This is a genomic window from Geotalea sp. SG265 (assembly GCF_022808985.1).
Classification (GTDB): domain Bacteria; phylum Desulfobacterota; class Desulfuromonadia; order Geobacterales; family Geobacteraceae; genus Geotalea.
This window is the reverse complement of the sequence record NZ_JAKZFT010000013.1, coordinates 81,291-98,688: the sequence shown is the minus strand read 5'-3', so window position 1 is coordinate 98,688 and position 17,398 is coordinate 81,291. Positions and strand designations below refer to the sequence as shown.

19 protein-coding genes are annotated in these 17,398 nt (G+C 53.5%); 4 read left to right on the top strand and 15 right to left on the bottom strand.

From position 1 onward, the window contains the following. Positions 1-20: 20 nt before the first annotated feature. The 11 genes from ML541_RS14635 to ML541_RS14585 form a co-directional block, all read right to left on the bottom strand. Positions 21-602: an indolepyruvate oxidoreductase subunit beta gene (locus ML541_RS14635; RefSeq protein WP_243373967.1), complete on the bottom strand. Its 582-nt coding sequence runs from the start codon at positions 600-602 to the stop codon at positions 21-23. After that, complete coding sequence (gene iorA, locus ML541_RS14630) at positions 599-2,353, bottom strand: indolepyruvate ferredoxin oxidoreductase subunit alpha (RefSeq protein ID WP_243373966.1); 1,755 nt, start codon at positions 2,351-2,353, stop codon at positions 599-601. The genes ML541_RS14635 and iorA overlap by 4 nt, the downstream gene beginning before the upstream one ends. A gap of 142 nt (positions 2,354-2,495) precedes the next feature. Further along, positions 2,496-3,401, bottom strand: coding sequence for an exopolyphosphatase (locus ML541_RS14625; RefSeq protein WP_243373965.1), 906 nt, complete (start codon positions 3,399-3,401; stop codon positions 2,496-2,498). After that, the gene (locus ML541_RS14620; protein WP_243373964.1) at positions 3,398-5,083 is read right to left on the bottom strand and encodes a Na/Pi cotransporter family protein; all 1,686 of its coding nucleotides are present in this window, start codon (positions 5,081-5,083) and stop codon (positions 3,398-3,400) included. Before ML541_RS14620 ends, ML541_RS14625 begins: the two co-directional genes overlap by 4 nt. Before the next feature lie 21 nt (positions 5,084-5,104). After that, entirely contained in the window at positions 5,105-5,740 is a 636-nt protein-coding gene (locus ML541_RS14615) for a hypothetical protein (protein WP_243373963.1), read from the bottom strand. A gap of 37 nt (positions 5,741-5,777) precedes the next feature. Then, on the bottom strand, positions 5,778-6,203 hold the full coding sequence (locus ML541_RS14610) for a hypothetical protein (RefSeq protein WP_243373962.1): 426 nt from the start codon (positions 6,201-6,203) through the stop codon (positions 5,778-5,780). Next, positions 6,200-7,792 (bottom strand): OmpA family protein, encoded by a 1,593-nt coding sequence (locus ML541_RS14605; protein WP_243373961.1) that lies wholly within the window; start codon positions 7,790-7,792, stop codon positions 6,200-6,202. Before ML541_RS14605 ends, ML541_RS14610 begins: the two co-directional genes overlap by 4 nt. Positions 7,793-7,851: 59 nt before the next feature. Then, the gene (locus ML541_RS14600; RefSeq protein ID WP_243373958.1) at positions 7,852-8,127 is read right to left on the bottom strand and encodes an HU family DNA-binding protein; all 276 of its coding nucleotides are present in this window, start codon (positions 8,125-8,127) and stop codon (positions 7,852-7,854) included. 42 nt (positions 8,128-8,169) lie between these two features. Continuing rightward, positions 8,170-9,177, bottom strand: coding sequence for a tetratricopeptide repeat protein (locus ML541_RS14595; protein ID WP_243373956.1), 1,008 nt, complete (start codon positions 9,175-9,177; stop codon positions 8,170-8,172). 10 nt (positions 9,178-9,187) lie between these two features. Further along, positions 9,188-10,498 carry a 23S rRNA (uracil(1939)-C(5))-methyltransferase RlmD gene (gene rlmD, locus ML541_RS14590; RefSeq protein WP_243373954.1) on the bottom strand — a complete coding sequence of 437 codons (1,311 nt, stop codon included), beginning with the start codon at positions 10,496-10,498 and terminating at the stop codon, positions 9,188-9,190. Further along, positions 10,486-10,890 carry a hypothetical protein gene (locus ML541_RS14585; RefSeq protein ID WP_243373952.1) on the bottom strand — a complete coding sequence of 135 codons (405 nt, stop codon included), beginning with the start codon at positions 10,888-10,890 and terminating at the stop codon, positions 10,486-10,488. The genes rlmD and ML541_RS14585 overlap by 13 nt, the downstream gene beginning before the upstream one ends. A 183-nt stretch (positions 10,891-11,073) precedes the next feature. Here ML541_RS14585 and infA point away from each other — a divergent pair, with 183 nt between their 5' ends. The 3 genes from infA (at position 11,074) to epmA (ending at position 12,893) form a co-directional block, all read left to right on the top strand. After that, positions 11,074-11,292 (top strand): translation initiation factor IF-1, encoded by a 219-nt coding sequence (gene infA / locus ML541_RS14580; RefSeq protein ID WP_012647861.1) that lies wholly within the window; start codon positions 11,074-11,076, stop codon positions 11,290-11,292. 110 nt (positions 11,293-11,402) lie between these two features. Then, positions 11,403-11,966, top strand: a complete 564-nt coding sequence (efp, locus tag ML541_RS14575; protein WP_243373950.1) for an elongation factor P — start codon at positions 11,403-11,405, stop codon at positions 11,964-11,966. A 3-nt stretch (positions 11,967-11,969) separates the two neighbouring features. Further along, the gene (gene epmA / locus ML541_RS14570; RefSeq protein WP_243373948.1) at positions 11,970-12,893 is read left to right on the top strand and encodes an EF-P lysine aminoacylase EpmA; all 924 of its coding nucleotides are present in this window, start codon (positions 11,970-11,972) and stop codon (positions 12,891-12,893) included. Here epmA and ML541_RS14565 read toward each other — a convergent pair. From ML541_RS14565 to rimI, 4 genes are all read right to left on the bottom strand, one after another. Continuing rightward, positions 12,888-13,931, bottom strand: a complete 1,044-nt coding sequence (locus tag ML541_RS14565) for a KamA family radical SAM protein (RefSeq protein ID WP_243373946.1) — start codon at positions 13,929-13,931, stop codon at positions 12,888-12,890. The two genes, epmA and ML541_RS14565, sit on opposite strands and share 6 nt — an antisense overlap. A gap of 74 nt (positions 13,932-14,005) precedes the next feature. Then, complete coding sequence (locus ML541_RS14560) at positions 14,006-14,923, bottom strand: dihydroorotate dehydrogenase (RefSeq protein ID WP_243373944.1); 918 nt, start codon at positions 14,921-14,923, stop codon at positions 14,006-14,008. Between the two features lie 18 nt (positions 14,924-14,941). Next, positions 14,942-15,757 (bottom strand): dihydroorotate dehydrogenase electron transfer subunit, encoded by an 816-nt coding sequence (locus ML541_RS14555; RefSeq protein ID WP_243373942.1) that lies wholly within the window; start codon positions 15,755-15,757, stop codon positions 14,942-14,944. Positions 15,758-15,774: 17 nt separating this feature from the next. Next, complete coding sequence (rimI, locus tag ML541_RS14550) at positions 15,775-16,230, bottom strand: ribosomal protein S18-alanine N-acetyltransferase (protein ID WP_243373940.1); 456 nt, start codon at positions 16,228-16,230, stop codon at positions 15,775-15,777. Between the two features lie 121 nt (positions 16,231-16,351). Between rimI and purM the strand changes: the two genes are divergently transcribed. Next, on the top strand, positions 16,352-17,398 hold the full coding sequence (gene purM, locus ML541_RS14545) for a phosphoribosylformylglycinamidine cyclo-ligase (protein ID WP_243373938.1): 1,047 nt from the start codon (positions 16,352-16,354) through the stop codon (positions 17,396-17,398).

Genomic DNA, 17,398 nt, shown 5'->3' with positions numbered 1-17,398 from the left:
CCCCTTTCCAGTCTGCGATGTCAGGCAGCTTCTCTGCCCAGATAGAACGCCTTCCGGTTTATTTCCAGCGCTTTTGCCGGCACCATCTTTTCTATTGCCGCCAGCCAGTATTTCTCGTCGATGTCGATCTGCTTCGATAAAGCACCGATCAAGACCGTGTTGGCCGTTTTGGCATTGCCCGCCGAAATGGCGAGTTTTTCTCCGTCAAGGAGGACGCAGTCGGGAAAGCGCTGCCGGATCTTCTCTTCCAGCCCTTCGGGATAGGGTTCTCCTCCAGTGGAAACGATGGATGGATTTATCTTCAAGTCGTTGACAACCAGTTTGCACCCTTTTTTCAGCAGGGGGAGATAACGATAGGATTCGAGCAGCTCGAAACCGAGCAGGATGTCCGCCTCCCCTTCGGGAATGATGGGGGAATTCACCTCTTTGCCGAAGCGGACATGTGAAACGACACTACCGCCGCGCTGGGACATGCCGTGGATCTCGCTCTTTTTCACGTCGAAACCGGCCTCTTTAAGGACCTCCGAGAGGATCTCCGAGGCAAGCAGCGTCCCCTGCCCCCCCACACCGACCATGAGTATATTGGTAACCGCACCGCTCATTTTTTTGCCCCGATTGCGTTGAATTTGCAGACCTGCTCGCAGATGGTGCAGCCCGTACAGAGCTGCGGATCGATCGTCGCTTTCCCCTTTTTCTCACCTTCCGCCTGCCAGATAATGGCGGGGCAACCCAGCTTGAGGCATGCCCGGCAACCGGTGCAGAGTTCAAGGTTAACCTCAAAGGTACTGCCCCTCTTGAAGACCCCTTCCCTTTTGATGAGCACGCAGGGCCTCTTGGTGATGATCACCGACGGTTCAGGACGGTCCATTTCCTCCTGCAGCGCCTTTTTTGTCTCGGCAAGGTCGAGGGGATCGATAACGCGGATGTTCTTAACCCCCAAGGCGCCTACCAGTCGGGGCAGATCCACTTGGAAGGTTTCTTCACCCATGAGGGTATAGCCTGAAGCGGGGTTTTCCTGTCGCCCGGTCATGGCTGTAATGCGGTTATCGAGGATGATGACCGTGGCGGGAGCCTTGTTGTAGACCATGTCCAGAAGCCCCGTGATACCCGAGTGGAGGAAGGTGGAATCGCCGATGACGGCAACGACCTTTTTCTGTTCCTCGGCAGAAAGGACCTTGGTAATGCCCGTGGCATTGCCGATGCTGGCCCCCATGCAGACGCAAGTGTCCATGGCGGAAAGAGGGGGAAGGAAACCGAGGGTGTAACAGCCGATGTCGCCGGTAACAAAGGCTTTCAGCTGATTAAGAGTAAAGAAGACGCCGCGATGGGGACAGCCGGGGCACATGTTGGGGGGGCGCCCAGGCAGTTTCTCCACCGTGGAACTCTCCGGCTCGGGCAGTTCGAATGACCTGCGCAGGATGCCGGGGGTCAGTTCGCCGCAGATGGGGATGATTTCCTTGCCGGTAACGGTGATTCCCAAAGCCTTGATCTGCTCTTCAAGGAATGGATCCAGTTCTTCAACCACGTAGAGCCGGTCAACCTTGGCCGCAAATTCGCGAATCAGTGCTTCCGGCAGAGGGTAGACCATGCCCAGCTTCAACACCGACGCATTGGGAAGCACTTCGCGCACGTACTGGTAAGGGACCCCGGAAGTAATGACGCCGATGGCGGCTTCCCGCATCTCCACACGGTTGATAGACAGAGTCCGCCCATATTCCTTGAGCTTGTGGGTTCGCTCCTCGATGAAGGGATGGCGGACCTTGGCATTGCCGGGGAGCATGACGAACTTGGCTGCATTCCGGGCCAGCTTAGGTGTGGGCAAACCGGCAACGGGCTCTTCCAGAGTGACGATGGATTTGCCATGGGAGGTGCGGGTGGTGGTACGGAGCATAACCGGGGTGTCGAACTGCTCGGACAGCTGGAAAGCAAGCTTCGTAAAATCCTTGCATTCCTGGGAGTCAGAGGGTTCCAGCATGGGGATCTTGGCGAACTTGGCGTAGTTGCGATTGTCCTGCTCATTCTGGGAAGAATGCATTTCAGGATCATCGGCACTGACAAGGACCAGACCGCCGTTGACACCGGTATAGGAAAAGGTGAAGAGCGGATCGGCGGCAACGTTGACCCCCACGTGTTTCATGGTGACCAGAGCCCTGCCCCCGCCGAACGAGGCGCCGATGCCCACCTCCAGTGCCACCTTTTCGTTGGGTGCCCATGAGGCATCGATATTTTTGTATTGGACAATGTTTTCGAGTATTTCTGTGGATGGAGTACCCGGATACGCGCTGGCAACCTTGACCCCCGCTTCGAATGCACCGCGGGCAATGGCCTCGTTGCCGGAAAGAATTTCCTTCATTGAACACCTTCGTACATGGAAATAAGAGGAATGCCTCCGTTAAAGAGCCAAAAGAATACAGAAAGAAGCTGTCTTAGTCAACCCAATCCATGCCACCGGCCCGCCCCCCTTGCCGTTCGCGGCACATTGCCTGACAGAATTCTCAATCAGCCAGCAGCAGCCCTTCAAGTTGCCCGAAATCGCTAACCTTGAGCCGGTCAAAGCCGAAATGTCTCATGGTATTGATGGTAATAAGCGTCCCTGCCACAATCAGGTCCTCCCTCCCCTTCTCCAGACCTTTTACCTGCAGCCGCTCCTTGGGGGACAGAGGGAGCAGGCGTGCATGGATCGCTTTGATGTCTGCCAGAGTCATGATGTGGTTGTTGACACGCCGGTAATCGTAGTCCGTCATCTCCAGATGGATCGCGGCAAGGGTGGTCGCGGTGCCGGCGGTACCCACCAGGACAGCATTATGGGGATCGACTGACGCTCGTTGCATCTCTTCGCCCAATGCCCGCAGTTCCCGGCAGATCTTTTCCGTCATTGCCTCGGGATTGGGTTTTCCTTCGGTGAGACGAACCACCCCCAATGGGAGACTGCGAGTGAAGAGGGGGGTGCTGCCCTGGGCAAGGGTATATTCGGTGCTTCCACCACCCACGTCAAAAACGAGAAACGTGCCTTCCCGGTGGTCAAGTCCGGCCAGTACGCCGCGCAAGGTAAAGAGTGCTTCCTCTTCGCCGGAGATGACCTGAAGCTGAATGCCCGTCTCTTCGAAAATTTTCCGGCAGAATGCCGCTCCATTAACGGCATCCCGAACGGCGCTAGTGGCCACGGCGCGAATATTTTCCACCTTGTGGAGTCGAATCTCCCCTGCGAACTCACGCATGGCGGCAAGGGATCTGGCTTCGGCTTCGGTAGAAATGCCATGCTCACGGGTAAAACCTCCCCCAAGCCTGGTGATCTGCCGTTTCAGAAGGACCGGCTTGATGGTCTGCTCGTCTTCCTTGATGGCGATCAGGAGCCTGGCGGTGTTTGTTCCCAGATCGATGGATGCTTTGAGATCGGTCATTGTAATTCCCTGCTTTTCTTGATGGTAGAGTAGGCAATATAGGCGATTTTCTCGAAGGAGGCGATGATGTCGGAGAAAAGAAGGCCTGCAGAGACACTGCATTTGCCGCTGTGAAGTCTCTTGGTATGGTTGAGGTGGAGCGTTGCCAGAGCTAACTCGATTTCCTTCATGGCTGGGCCAGGGTCTTCTCCCTCAACGGGAGTCTGTTCAGGATCAAGGGAATTCACCGCCGTTGCCACCACCCGGGAAACGAGAACCGACAGGGTCCTGATCTCAGCCATGGCCGCGTTGGAGAATCTGAGCTTGTCTTCTTTCTTCCGCCGCAGGTAGTCCATGATAGCTTCGACTTGGTCCCCCAGGTGCTCAAGTTCGTTGATGAGCTGGAGCAGGACCGGCAACTCCATGGCATTTTCTGTGGAAAGCTGCCGTCGCGAAAGAGTGATGAGAAAGGCGGAGATATCCCGCTGAAGGATATCAAGCACCTCTTCCTTTTGTTTGAGGCGGCCGGCGGTGCGGGCGTTGAAGCCCTCGAACTGTGCCGCCATCTCTAAAAACATGGTGCCGGCAACTTCGCCCATTCTTTTGACCTCTTTTTTTGCCTGCAGCAGTGCGATCGTCGGTGTGTTCAGGACCCGTTGATCCAGATATCGCGGCCGGGGGTCCATGTCACCGTCACCTTCTCGGCCGGGAACGATCAGGGGGGCCGATCTGGCAAAAAATCCCACCAGCGGCAGAAAGAGGAGAACGGATAATGCGGTGAAAATGGTGTGGGCATTAGCCAGGTGTCGGGCAATATATGGCTTTGTCTCGGCAACGAGAGGCGCAACCGTGAGAGTTCTCATCCCCTGTACGGCAAAATCTGCCTCCCCCGGGGAGAAGTGTCTGACCAGCTGGAGTAAGAGGGGAAACAGGATCATGGCGAGGCTTACGGCCGCAAAGTTAACGAGGATATACAGCAGAGCGGTCCGTCGTGCTGCCAAGGTGCCGTTTATGGAAGCGATGGCGGTAATAATGGAACTCCCCAGGGATTCTCCGACAACCATGGCTACTGCTGTATTGAAACCGACCAGCCCGCTGCCGGCAAAGGCGATGACGATACCTATGGCGGCGCTGCCGGACTGCATCAAGAAGGCGATGAGTGCTCCCAGCAACATGGCCGGCAACCGCCAGGAGAGAAAATGCTGCCCCAGACCGTGAATGAGGGTATTGTCCTTCAGGGGAGCAAAGCCGTTTTCCATGAGATGAAGGCCGAAGAAAACCAGGCCGGCGCCCAGCAGCATCGTTCCCACATTGACCCAGCGTCTTCTGCTGCTGAAACAGCGCAGGACCACCCCGGCAAAGATAAGCGGCAAGGCAAAAAAGGAAATCTTGAAGGCAATGAATTGGATGGCTATTGTGGTGCCCAGACCGGTGCCGATAAGGACTGCCAGTGCCTGATATAACGATATCAGCCCAGCATTGACGAATCCTATGACGATAATGGAAGCGGTGCTGCTCGACTGGAGAAGGGATGCCAGGGCACTTCCCGTGAGAGCGGCGGCAAAGCGGTTACCGGTGATTTTTTCCAGTACCTGCCGGAGTTTTTCACCGGCCAGCTTCTGCAACCCCTCGGACATGAACTTCATACCGAGTATGAAAAGTCCGAGACCACCCAATGCCTCCATCAGGAAAGAAAAAGGCATGGAAGCCGCTCTCCGATCATGTTACTGGATTTTGAAGGGGAAGGTGAAATCGGCTGGAGACGATTTTGATGTTCCCTGCTTGTAGACGAGGAGTTTGACATCTTTTTTGCCGTGCAAGTCGATCTTGAAGTAGACAAGTCCCGACATCTTCGCTTTGGGAATGAGTGTTCCCACGGCGAGAGCCTTTGTATAGATATCCTGGGGGTAAACCTCAAAATAGTAAGGTTTTTCTGAGGTGAATGTGTTGTAAAAGGAGGATTTTTCGTAATCTTCCAGGTAGTAAAAACCGACATAGGGATAGGGAATGAGATAGTAGGAATCTCTGGAGATTATTTCTTTTACCTTGTCAGGGGTCAGCGGAACATACTGCTTCCCTTCGTTATCCATCAGCAGGAACATGCCGGGGTCGACAGGCAGCTCACTACTTCCCCGATTTTCTATAACAACGGAAAAAGCGGACACGGCACCGTCGAGATTGTAATTGTAGAGCTGGGATTCGGCACTGCCGGCTGTTACGGAAACGTTATCCCTGCTGAGGGTTTGGGAAAAATTCTTCTCATCGATCACACCTGACTCGACCTGGACCGGCACGACCTTCATGGAGCAACCCGCCGAAAGAAAGATGCATATCAAAAGGACAGAAAGTGATGTCTTCATGGTTTTTCTCCCTCTGAATCCCGGATGCTATTGAATTTTAAAGGCTGGCTTCGCTGAATTCCGTCTGAAGTACAAGAATACGCACGCACCGATGAGAACGTTTATCAACAATATCATCCTGGGCGGCTATGTACAAGTCAAGGGGGAGATTGTGTTTTTGGCGAAGATATTGCTCCACTTCCTTTGCAAGATTCAGCGACTTTCTAACCTTTTCGTCCTTGCTCAGGCTTGGCGCAAAGTTCCCTTCAATCCGTACGACCTTCCCCTTACCCAGCCTTTTAAGGACGGGAACCATGGCATCGATGGTGCGCATGGCTTTCTTATCTTTCTTGAAGGAATCGGATTTTACAATTGTTTCCCCCACCAGACGGCTTTCTTCCGGAGGCAGACCTTTATCTTCTTCGGCACTAGCCTGGCTATACAAGCTTAAAACCAGCAGACAGCAGATGAAAAAACCTTTCATTTTTTTCCCTTCGGTACCAGGAACAGAATTTCGAAACGACGATTCAACCTTCTCCCTTCGGTGGTGCTGTTGTCGCCGATCAATTTCGATTTGCCGAGTCCTTTGATAAAGACTCGCGAAGGTTCGATGCCTTCTTTGATGATCAGGTAACTGGCAATGGCAATGGCGCGTTTGACCGACAGGTCCATATTGTAACCGGTTGAACCGATGCTGTCCGTATGACCGTCGATGCGCATATAGGTCCAGTTTTTATCGGTACGCGCCTGTTCCGCCACCTCCGAGAGAGATTTTTTCACCTCCTCGGACAGGTCAGCTTGGCCGAATTCGAACATTATATCGGCGAAACGGAATTTGCGGTAAACCACCATTTTTGCAGAAATCGGCGCAGCTTTGGCAGCGGAAATTTCCAGGCTGTCTCCCCGCATCTCCATCCCGTACAGGGGCGATACCCCTTCAACGGTCGATTCCTCAACGGGATTGAGATCGGTGGGAATTTCCTTTTTCGGCTCAATGGTGATTTCCGTTTCCAGCTTGGTTATCTTAGGTTCCTGGACCTTGGGCTGGACCGGCTGCACCTTCGGCTGAACCTTCGGTTGTACCGGCTGCACCTTCGGCTCGCGTGGCATCAGGGGCAGCACTACTGGAGGAGCAACAGGCTGCGCAGGTATGACAATCTGGCCGAAAGGTTTAATGACTATTTCTTCCTTGTCCGGATCCACAGGAATTTCCAGTTTGCTCACCGGCACCGCCGGCAATGCTGTCCTGATCAGAGAGCTGATCGGCATTATCTTGACCGGCTTCACCAACTGGGCCTTTTTGTTTTTTTCCTCTTCCTCGGAGGCAATGGTTGGAATCGGCTTGATATAGTTACCGATGCCCTGGCAGGTGCTGAGGCCGACTATTGCCCGCCAGTCGGGGCTGCCGGAGGTGATCCCTCCACCACCAGCCAGATTGAGGGTAAGATGGGGTGAGAGGTAGTACTGGAGACCGGCAAGCGCTTCCACCGGTGCAGTCCCTTTTCCCGAGACTTCCAGGGTGAGCTTGGTTTTCGGCGTAAGCAGGTATTCCAAACCTCCACCGTAGATATATTCCTTGCCGTCAATATCGGAGGAAAGGTAACCGCCATTGATGTGCACGCTCACCGGATCGAGCTTCAGGGATGCAATGAGCCGCCCTCCAACATCGGTCATACCGTCTTTTGAAAGATCCTCGGAAATGTGTTTCTGTACGAAAACATCCCCAGCAAGCTTGAAAGTGGAGCTCCGCTTGCCGAAAAACCTGATTTTAGAGCCCGCATCAACGGTTCCTCTGCCCGATCGGGTCTCCCGGTCGTTGAACAGAAGGTTCGGATATGTGCCGTAGATCTCCCAGAACGAGCCCACGCCAAGGGTGATCGTTGCTGGCATGATTACAAAGTCTTTTCCTTCGGCCTTGCCGAAATTTCCCCAAACACCGACGCAAATATTGCCGGCATCGAGGGTGTCGGCGGTCGGAACGGTGACAAGCCCTGTCACGCCGGTTTGTGTGGGATTCGCCAACGCCTGTGCTGAAAAAACAAAGACAATGAATAGTAGAAGAGATATTCTCATGAAGTCAAATGGTAGCCATGTTCCAATGGGACAGCAGTTTGCACAGTGAAAGAGCCGATTCAGCCGGAGACCTTTTCTTTAAGCTCTTTGCCTACCTTGAAAAACGGCAGTTTCTTGGACTTGACGGCTATGGACTCGCCGGTTTTCGGGTTTCTACCCATATAGGACTGATAGGACTTGACGACAAAACTGCCAAACCCTCTTATCTCAATTCTGTCACCGGCCAACAGCGCATTGGTCATGGATTCGAAGATGGAGTTTATTATCTCTTCAGCTTTTTTGTAGGACAAACCCTTTTTTGCCGCCAGAGCCTCGATTAATTCCGACTTGTTCATATTCAACGGCCTCCACCAGAGTTGATGTTACAACCTTATTGTTCAACAGCACCCTTTCAGATACTGTTTTTTGATGTATTCGGCATCGGCCGGCCGGCCCTGTTTGACCAGCAAGGGTAGCAATCTCTCGGCTGCCTCGCGGGAAATGCCGTGCACGGACAAAGCTGTGGAAAAAATATCTATAGCTTTGTCGTCTTCACCAAGCATGGCAGTAACATCTCCGAGGATGATTCGTGCCTGACCTGAAAGAATGTCGGACTGTATCATTTGCTCCAGCAACGGGATGGCGTCTGCTACTTGTCCAGTCTCTATCCTCAGTTGAACGAGTGCCAGATAGCATAACGGGTTTTGAGGGTTTATTGCAATCGCTCTTTTCAGAAGGTCTTCACAAGAACTGAAATCGTTTTGCCTGAATTTTATTAAAGCTAATTCATAAAATAAAATATCATCTTCAGTGCTGCGCAGAAGTCGTTCCAGTATCGGCTGTGCTTTGTCATCTTCTCCGTCATGGATTGACAGGTAACAGCATGCAAATTCCTTTCCCAAAGAGGCATAACGCTCGGGTAAAGGAGCAGGCAGCGTACTGACCAGAAGCTCGAATTTCTCCTCCATGGAAAGGTGCGAATCCGCATGAAAACTACTTTCCGTCCCATGAGATGTATGGCAACCGGAACAGCCATTATTATTGTTTAAGTTATGGAAATCATTCCGGCTCGCGATATTGGCAGCAAATTTTTCAGCCTTTTCCCTAAGAGCTACGTCTTCTGCCAGTTCAAGGACCATCTGCAGATGCTCCTCAGCTTTTATGGGATTTCCTGAGTTCAAGGCATATTCCGCTTCCTGCAGATTGAGGTTTGCCAGGGAATTGTTGATTTCTGACAATTTTGCCAGCACCAGCGCTTCTTCGCCCCTACCGTCGCTGTTGGAGGTATTGATCTTTTCCAGTGCGGTGTTAAAGGAAAATTTCGCATCCACGTATCGCCCCTGCTGGAGATACCTTTCTCCTTTAGCAATGTGGTGCCGATAATCACTTTTAAAGAAACTGAACATATGCCTCCCGTCAACTTTTTGTCAGCAGCGTGACGCTTTCCAGATGATAGGTCTGGGGGAACATATCTACCCCCTGGCTCTTCCTCACGTGAAAACCATTGTTTTTCAAGATGTTCAGGTCACGGGCCAGGGTCGCCGGATCGCATGAGACGTAAATGATCTTTTCGGCTTGCAGCGCCCGGATGGCCGATACTGTTTCCGCCGCTCCGCTTCTGGGTGGATCGAGCACGATCACCTCGAAAATCTCTTTTGCTGCGGCAAGAGATCTGACTGCTGCCGCCGCATCGCTGCAATGGAAAGAAATATTCTCCACCCCGTTATGAACGGCGTTTTTTTTGCCGTCGAGAACGGAAGGTTCATACCCTTCATAACCGGTGACGTGACTCGCTCCATGGGCAAGGGGTATGGAAAAGTTGCCGTTACCGCAAAACAGGTCGAGAACCCTTTCGGTGCCGGTCAGCGCGGCAAACTCGGCCACAAGACGAATCAACTGCAGGTTCTGGCGATAATTGATCTGGGAAAAAGCACCTGTGCTGAAGAATAGTGTCCGTTCCGGCAGTCCCGGCAGCGTATTTTCCGGTATGCGATATGAAAGGGGATCCTCTCCGAAAACCTTGATCGTGCCTTTGTGATGCCTGATATGCGCGGAGCCGATCGATTCGCGCTCCTCCCAGTGCAGGAGGTGCTCCGCCAGAGATTCCGGGGAATTTCCGGTATAGGTGAAAACGACACTGACATGGTCGTCGTCGCTTCTTGCCAGGTCCACCTGGTTTACGCCAGCCGCGCCAGGAAAGGCTTGTAGCAGCTGGCGCAGACATTCAAGGGCGAGATTGATGCTTCTATGACTGATGGCACATTTTCCCGGCCAATCGACAACCTGGTGTGATTTGGGCCGGTAAAAGCCCAAGTCGATCTTCCCACCGTGACAGTGGACCTTTACCTGGACCCTGGACCGATATCCGTAGACTTCCGGGGCCGGTATGACCGGCGAAACAAGAGCCGGCTCAACCCGGGCGCTTCGCCACAAAAGATCGGCAAATATCTGCGATTTTTCCCTTAGCTGGCTTGCATACGCCACATGTTGCCAATTGCATCCGCCGCATACGCCGAATATCGGGCACGGCGGGGCTACCCTTTGGTTCGACGTTGTGAGGAGATCGATCAACGCTCCTTCTGCATAGGAGCTTTTTTCAACAGTGGTCCGAACGAGGGCGACATCCCCTGGGGCGGTGAATGGTACGAAGAAAGCCTTGCCGTCGCAACGGCCGAAGCCGGCACCGCCATTGGCAAGCTTTTCGATTGCGACCTTTATTTGGCGCATAGAGAATCGATGGCCTCAGTGGATATGCGACACGCCTTTCCGGATTTTCGAATCTCAGCCCAAATAGCCTTTGCTGGAAAGGAAGATGACTTGAAGTAAGGAAGCGAGTTCTGCTTGAAGTGGTGAATGAGATCATCCTTTACATGGCTTACTCTTGCCGAAGGAACCCCCATCTGCTGAATCTTCCTGAGGAGTGTGATCTTTTTGCCGATGGCGGCGGTTATTTCTTCATGAAACGATGCCTTTTTAAAATGACGAGGCAGTATATCCATTTCGCATATAATTTCAAGAGAAACCACATGAAAATCACCAAAATATCTGCGTGAGATATCACGGCAGATTACGGTCAAGTTTTCGTCCTGAAACAGGTTCTTTTCGCTACTATTGTGCATGCACACCTTTCCTTTGCTCTATCCTAGTGTAAGTTACTAATAATATGGTTTTTATTGTTTTGTAAAGGCATTTATCGCAGGAATTGTCGTGGCGGGATGAAAATCAAAAAAGAAAACAATGGTTGCAATTAGTTGCTGCATCTCGTATAATTTGCGGTTGAAAACAGAACTCAAGGAGTTGAGATGAGTAAAGAAGAAGCAATAGAAGTTGAAGGAACCGTCATCGAGCCATTGCCCAATGCAATGTTCAAGGTAAAACTGGAAAACGACCATATCGTTCTCGCCCATATTTCGGGTAAGATGCGTAAGTATTTCATCAAAATCCTCCCCGGCGACAAAGTAACCGTTGAATTGTCCCCCTATGATCTGAGCAGAGGCCGCATTACCTATCGCGCCAAATAATCCCGCCTCCGATTATCGTCGAAAACACCACTGCGTTACCACGTACCGGTCACGATCAGCCTTCTGATATAGGCATAAAATCCATCTAAAACAGAACAAAGGAAGCAAAAATGTACACAGTTGCAGATTTGAGAAAAGGTTTGAAGATCACCCTCGACGGCGACCCGTACATCGTCATCGCCTTCGACTTTGCCAAGCCGGGCAAGGGGCAAGCCCTTTACCGCACCAAAATGCGTAACATGATCAACGGCACGATCCTCGACAGAACCTATCGTTCGGGTGAGACCTTTGAACCGGCCAGTCTTGAGGACCGCAAAATGCAGTTCCTCTACAAGGAAGACGACCACTACTGTTTCATGGACAACCAGTCCTTCGAGCAGTTCCATGTGGACGAGAGCGCCCTTGGTGATGCCAAGAACTACCTGATCGACAACCTCCAGGTGGATGTGTTGCTGTTCAAGGAAAAGGCAATCGGCATCGATGTACCAAACTTCGTCAACCTGCGCGTCGTCCAGACCGATCCATGGGCCAAGGGTGACACCTCTGGCAGCGATTCCAAACCGGCAACGGTGGAAACGGGCTACGTGTTGCGTGTTCCTCCTTTCATCGAGGAAGGCGAGCTTATAACCATAGATACCCGTACCGGCGAGTACTCGACTAGGGTCAAGGGATAAGATATGGCGAAAAATCGGTCCTTGGCCGCCCGTAAGGAGGCACTCAAGGGCAGAAGCTCGGTAATACGAAAAATCAGGGAGTTTTTCAACGAAGGGGGGTATCTGGAAGTGGATACCCCCCTTCGCATTCCCGCCCCTGCCCCGGAATCCTATATCGATGCCGTTCCTTCAGGTGAGTGGTTCCTGCAAACTTCTCCTGAAATCTGCATGAAAAGGTTGCTGGCAGCAGGATACGAGCGCATCTTCCAGATATGTCCCTGCTGGAGAGACGGCGAACGCGGCAGGCTGCATCTCCCCGAGTTCACCATGCTCGAGTGGTATCGACTGGATGCGGATTACCGCGACCTCATGAATGATTGCCAGGCGCTGGTGCGGTTTCTGTCACAGGCGGTCAACGGGACCCGGGTTATCTCCTACCAGGGCACGACCATTGAGCTGGAAGCCCCCTGGGAAAGGGTCACCGTGGCGGAAGCCTTCCGCCGCTACACGTCCATGTCCATGGAAGAGGCAGAAGAAAGGGATCTGTTCGATGAGTTGATGGTTAAGGAAATAGAGCCCAATCTGGGGGTGAAGCATCCTGCTTTTATCTACGATTACCCGGCTGCACGGGGGGCGCTTGCCCGCCTGAAACCTGAAAATCGAAGCCTTGCCGAGCGGTTCGAGCTGTATGTGGGAGGCATTGAACTGGCTAATGGTTTTTCTGAGCTGGACGACAGCCGGGAACAGCGGGAACGATTCGAAAAAGAAGCTGCGTTCAGGGCTGCACTGGGCAAAACATCCTATCCGATGCCGGACCGGTTCCTCAATGAGCTGTCGGAAATGGGACCGGCCGCCGGCATTGCCCTGGGCATCGACAGGCTTGTCATGCTCCTTCTGAACAGTGCCGATATCGGCGAGGTGGTATCATTTACCCCCGAGGAGCTATGATTCGTCCACATCCCGATAGCGCACCACCTCACCTCGATAACTCCTGAACAGAAGAGCGTCGTCCTCCCGCCTGACATAGCCGGGCAAGAGCGGCACCTTCCCCTTCCCCCCTGCCAAATCCACTGCGTAATAGGGCGAGGCCATGCCCGAGGTATGCCCCCGCAAACCTTCCATGATCTCCAGTCCTCGATTGATGCTGGTACGGAAATGGGCAGTACCCTTGACCAGGTCCATCTGGTGAAGATAATAAGGCCTGACCCGTATTGACAGCAAAAGCTGCATGAGCCGCTTCATAACCTGCGGGTCGTCGTTCACCCCTTTCAGCAGTACGGACTGGTTTCCCAGGGGAATTCCCGCATCGGCCAGGCGTGCACATGCCCGGGCAGAGGCGGCGGTAATCTCCCTGGGATGATTGAAATGGGTATTGATGTACAGCGGGTGGAATTTTTTCAGCATGCGGCACAGCCCTGCGGTGATCCGCTCCGGCAGCGTCACCGGAACCCTCGTGCCGATCCGGACGATCTCCAGATGGGGAATCAGTCGCAGGCCCGCGAGTATTTCCTCCAGAACGTCATCCTCATTGAGAAGCGGGTCTCCCCCTGACAGGACAACATCCCTGATTTCAGGATGCGCCCCGATGTATGCCAGCGCTGCCTGTCGTGTTCCCGGGCCGGCGATTCCCGTGCACCCAACCCGACGCTTGCGCATGCAGAAGCGGCAATATACGGCGCAGACAGATGAAACAAGCCAGACGACCCGGTCCGGATAGCGATGGATCAGTCCGGGGACCGGGCTGAGCTGCTCTTCATCCAGGGGATCTTCCGCCTGGGATTCATCCTCCAGCTCGAGCAGATCCGGCACGCATTGACGCCAGATGGCATCCCCCGGCTTCTCGATCAGCCCCAGATAATGACGGGTGATCCTCATGGGATACCGTTTCACCACCTGGACGAGCGGTTCAGTATCAACTGTGAAAAGCGAGGACAATTCATCGGGCGCGACAACGCTACCCGCCAGAAGTTTTTGCCAGCGATTCATGGGATTTCCTCAAGAAAGCAAAAAGGCGGGGAAATCAATCCGCCGCCTTTGGGATACGGTATATAACGCCCGCGCTAGACTCGCAAGGCGCCGATCAACTCCTTGATGTGACCGATGCCGTTCTTCGCCAGGTAATCTTCAATGCCTGCGGCAACGGTCTGGGCGGCTGAAGGGTCAAGGAAATTTGCCGTTCCCACCTGGACGGCAGTTGCCCCGGCAAGAATGAATTCAAGGGCATCCGTTGCCGACATTATACCACCGATACCGATTATGGGAACCGTGACCGCCATTGATACCTGCCAGACCATGCGCAGCGCCACCGGCTTTATGGCCGGGCCGGAAAGGCCGCCTGTGACGTTGGCAAGGACCGGACGGCGCTTCTCCAGGTCTATGGCCATGCCCGTAAGGGTGTTGATGAGCGACAACGCATCTGCGCCTGCCGATACACAGGCATCTGCCATGCGGACAATGTCGGTCACATTGGGTGAAAGCTTGACAATCAAGGGTTTAGATGTGGATCTGCGGACAAGCCCAACCACTTCGGCGGCGGCGGCTGGATCGGTACCGAAAACAATTCCCCCCTGCTTCACATTGGGACAGGATATGTTCACCTCCAGGCCTGCGACCTCCGGCAACCGGTCCAGCTTCTCCGCCAGTGCCCCGTATTCTTCCAGGGTATTCCCATAGAGGTTGACAATGACCGGCGTATTGACAGTGCGCAGGAAGGGCAGCTTTTCCTGTATAAAGGCATCTATACCCACGTTCTGCAGACCGATGGCGTTGAGCATCCCCCCCGGTGTTTCTACGATTCGCGGCGTGGGGTTGCCCGCTTTGGGCCTCAGGGAAAGTCCCTTGGTGATAATGGCACCGATTTTTTCCAGGTCCAGGTATTGGGAAAACTCCTTGCCGTAGCCGAAGGTACCGGACGCCGTCATTACCGGATTGCGCAGCTTGATGCCTGAAATTTCAACCGAAAGATCGGGTTTTGCCATCACATCTCCTTCATTCTTTTAATCCCATTTCAATTCCCGGTACGGGAATACCGGGCCGTCCTTGCATACACAACGGAAATCGGGAGTTTCTTCGGAGTGGTTCTTGCCTTTTGTGACGCAGCCAAGGCAGGCACCGACACCACAGGCCATGTACCCTTCAAGGGACACCTGGCACTCCAGGTTGTACCGGTCGGCGATTCCTGCAACGGCCTTCAGCATGGGAAAGGGGCCGCAGGCAAAGAGGGTTTTACTGCCGCCGGTGGCAGCCAGGTGCTTTTCCAGAACCTGGGTGACCAACCCCTGGTCCCCCAGAGTACCGTCATCGGTAGCCACATAGGTTTCCACCCCAAGCCGCTCAAATTCGGTGATGCAGAGGATGTCCTCCTTGTTGCGTCCCCCGGCAAAAAGGCGGACTTTGGAGGTCTTTGCCAGTTCCTTTGCCAGAAAATACAGTGGGGCGAGCCCGACACCGCCGCCGACGAGAATCTTTTCTTCGGCAGGCTCGCCTGCAGCAAACCCTTTTCCCAACGGAGCCAAAAGATCCAGGTGATCGCCATGATGCAGGGATGCAAGCATCTCCGTCCCTTTACCCACCACTTTGTAGAGGATTTCGCAGAATGTCTGCCGACCGCAATCGGTGTATTCCGTGGTGAAGGTGCCCAGGTCGAAAATGCCGAAAGGGCGCCTCAGCAGCGGATCGATGGCATCACGCACCCTGACCATGACGAACTGGCCGGGCGTTGCCGCAACAATGGCGGGAGGGGCCGTCATTCTCATCCTGAAATAGCCTGGTGAGACCTGGACGTTTGATATGACCATGGATTTGAACTGCATTAGGGACCTCATCAATATTAGTAACTATACTCCATCAGGAGTGCATCTTCGCCATTTTCATAGTAGGCTTTCCTGCGGCCGGTCTCCGTGAAACCGAGTCGCCAGTAAAGGGCAATGGCAGAGGCATTGGAAAGCCTTACTTCCAGAGATACGAACGCAGCCCCCCTTTCACCGCAATCCAGGAGGACCCTTTCGACGAGCAATCGTCCAATCCCTCTGCCGCGGTAACATCTATGAACAGCCACATCGAGGATATGCCCCTCGTCCAGGACCAGCATGGGGCAAATATAACCGATGACACGATTATCGGCACCCAGCGCTACCAGGGGAAAAGAATGGGTGGCTTCCAGTTCGGCAAGGAAATGTGCCCTGGTCCAGGGCCGAGGAAATGAGTCGGACTCGATGGCGAGAACCCCGTCGAGGTCCGATTCGGACATGGGACAGATTGTAAGTTCTTCAAGCCGGTTGTCCATCTTCGGGGCATCATATGCAAAGAGCGTTTCAATGTAAACCCTTTTTTGGTCACCAGTTTGAATTTGACATTTACCGTACGATAGTTTAGATTTTTCGCTCCATATAACAGGGAGGACAGTTTTGAGCAAAGCCAGAATCACTTACAAAGACGCCGGTGTAGACATAGATGCCGGCAATACTTTCGTTAAACTCATCAAACCACTCGTCAAAGCCACCTCAAGACCGGAAGTGCTTGCTGACATCGGCGGGTTCGGCGGACTTTTTTCCCTTAGTTCCGGCAAGTACAAAAATCCAGTTCTCGTTTCCGGCACCGATGGTGTCGGCACCAAGCTGAAAATCGCCTTTCTCGCCGACCGCCACGACACCATCGGCATAGATCTGGTGGCCATGTGCGTCAACGATATCATCGTTCAGGGTGCGGAACCTCTCTTCTTCTTGGATTACCTCGCTACCGCCAAGCTGCATCCCGAAAAAGGCGCCTCGATCATCAAAGGAGTTGCAGAAGGCTGCATCCAGGCCGGTTGTGCTCTCATCGGGGGAGAAACAGCCGAAATGCCCGGATTCTATGCCGGCGATGAGTACGACATGGCCGGCTTCACGGTGGGCGTTGTGGAACGGGACAAACTTATCGACGGCTCGACCATTACGGTCGGCGACAAGCTAATCGGCCTTGCCTCCAGCGGTCTGCACAGCAACGGCTATTCCCTGGCCCGCAAAATCATCATGGATGTCATGGGACTGGGAATCAACGATGCGATCCCCGGCCTCAACAAGACAGTTGCCGAGGAACTGCTGACTCCGACCCGCATCTACGTCAAATCGATCCTCAACCTGCTCAGGGATTTCACTATAAATGGAATCGCCCACATAACCGGCGGCGGCTTGCTGGAAAACGTGCCGAGGATTCTGCCGAACGGCTGCAAGGCGATCATCGACAAAGGGACGTGGCAGGTTCCGGAGATATTCAGTATCATCCAGCAGGCGGGCAACGTGGAAGAAAAGGAATTGTTCAGGACCTTCAACTGCGGCATCGGCATGGTCCTCTCCGTCCCTGAAAAGGAAGCGGAAGAGATATTGATCAGGCTTTCCGGCCTGAACGAGAACGCTTTCGTCATCGGCGAGATCGCCAAATGCGATGCCGGCTCCGAATGCGTGGAACTGGTATAG

Bases quoted from the DNA above. Each gene is read 5' to 3' on its own strand.
- ML541_RS14635 (WP_243373967.1), bottom strand. From the start codon at position 602: ATGAGCGGTGCGGTTACCAATATACTCATGGTCGGTGTGGGGGGGCAG.
- iorA (WP_243373966.1), bottom strand. From the start codon at position 2,353: ATGAAGGAAATTCTTTCCGGCAACGAGGCCATTGCCCGCGGTGCATTC.
- ML541_RS14625 (WP_243373965.1), bottom strand. From the start codon at position 3,401: ATGACCGATCTCAAAGCATCCATCGATCTGGGAACAAACACCGCCAGG.
- ML541_RS14620 (WP_243373964.1), bottom strand. From the start codon at position 5,083: ATGCCTTTTTCTTTCCTGATGGAGGCATTGGGTGGTCTCGGACTTTTC.
- ML541_RS14615 (WP_243373963.1), bottom strand. From the start codon at position 5,740: ATGAAGACATCACTTTCTGTCCTTTTGATATGCATCTTTCTTTCGGCG.
- ML541_RS14610 (WP_243373962.1), bottom strand. From the start codon at position 6,203: ATGAAAGGTTTTTTCATCTGCTGTCTGCTGGTTTTAAGCTTGTATAGC.
- ML541_RS14605 (WP_243373961.1), bottom strand. From the start codon at position 7,792: ATGAGAATATCTCTTCTACTATTCATTGTCTTTGTTTTTTCAGCACAG.
- ML541_RS14600 (WP_243373958.1), bottom strand. From the start codon at position 8,127: ATGAACAAGTCGGAATTAATCGAGGCTCTGGCGGCAAAAAAGGGTTTG.
- ML541_RS14595 (WP_243373956.1), bottom strand. From the start codon at position 9,177: ATGTTCAGTTTCTTTAAAAGTGATTATCGGCACCACATTGCTAAAGGA.
- rlmD (WP_243373954.1), bottom strand. From the start codon at position 10,498: ATGCGCCAAATAAAGGTCGCAATCGAAAAGCTTGCCAATGGCGGTGCC.
- ML541_RS14585 (WP_243373952.1), bottom strand. From the start codon at position 10,890: ATGCACAATAGTAGCGAAAAGAACCTGTTTCAGGACGAAAACTTGACC.
- infA (WP_012647861.1), top strand. From the start codon at position 11,074: ATGAGTAAAGAAGAAGCAATAGAAGTTGAAGGAACCGTCATCGAGCCA.
- efp (WP_243373950.1), top strand. From the start codon at position 11,403: ATGTACACAGTTGCAGATTTGAGAAAAGGTTTGAAGATCACCCTCGAC.
- epmA (WP_243373948.1), top strand. From the start codon at position 11,970: ATGGCGAAAAATCGGTCCTTGGCCGCCCGTAAGGAGGCACTCAAGGGC.
- ML541_RS14565 (WP_243373946.1), bottom strand. From the start codon at position 13,931: ATGAATCGCTGGCAAAAACTTCTGGCGGGTAGCGTTGTCGCGCCCGAT.
- ML541_RS14560 (WP_243373944.1), bottom strand. From the start codon at position 14,923: ATGGCAAAACCCGATCTTTCGGTTGAAATTTCAGGCATCAAGCTGCGC.
- ML541_RS14555 (WP_243373942.1), bottom strand. From the start codon at position 15,757: ATGCAGTTCAAATCCATGGTCATATCAAACGTCCAGGTCTCACCAGGC.
- rimI (WP_243373940.1), bottom strand. From the start codon at position 16,230: ATGGACAACCGGCTTGAAGAACTTACAATCTGTCCCATGTCCGAATCG.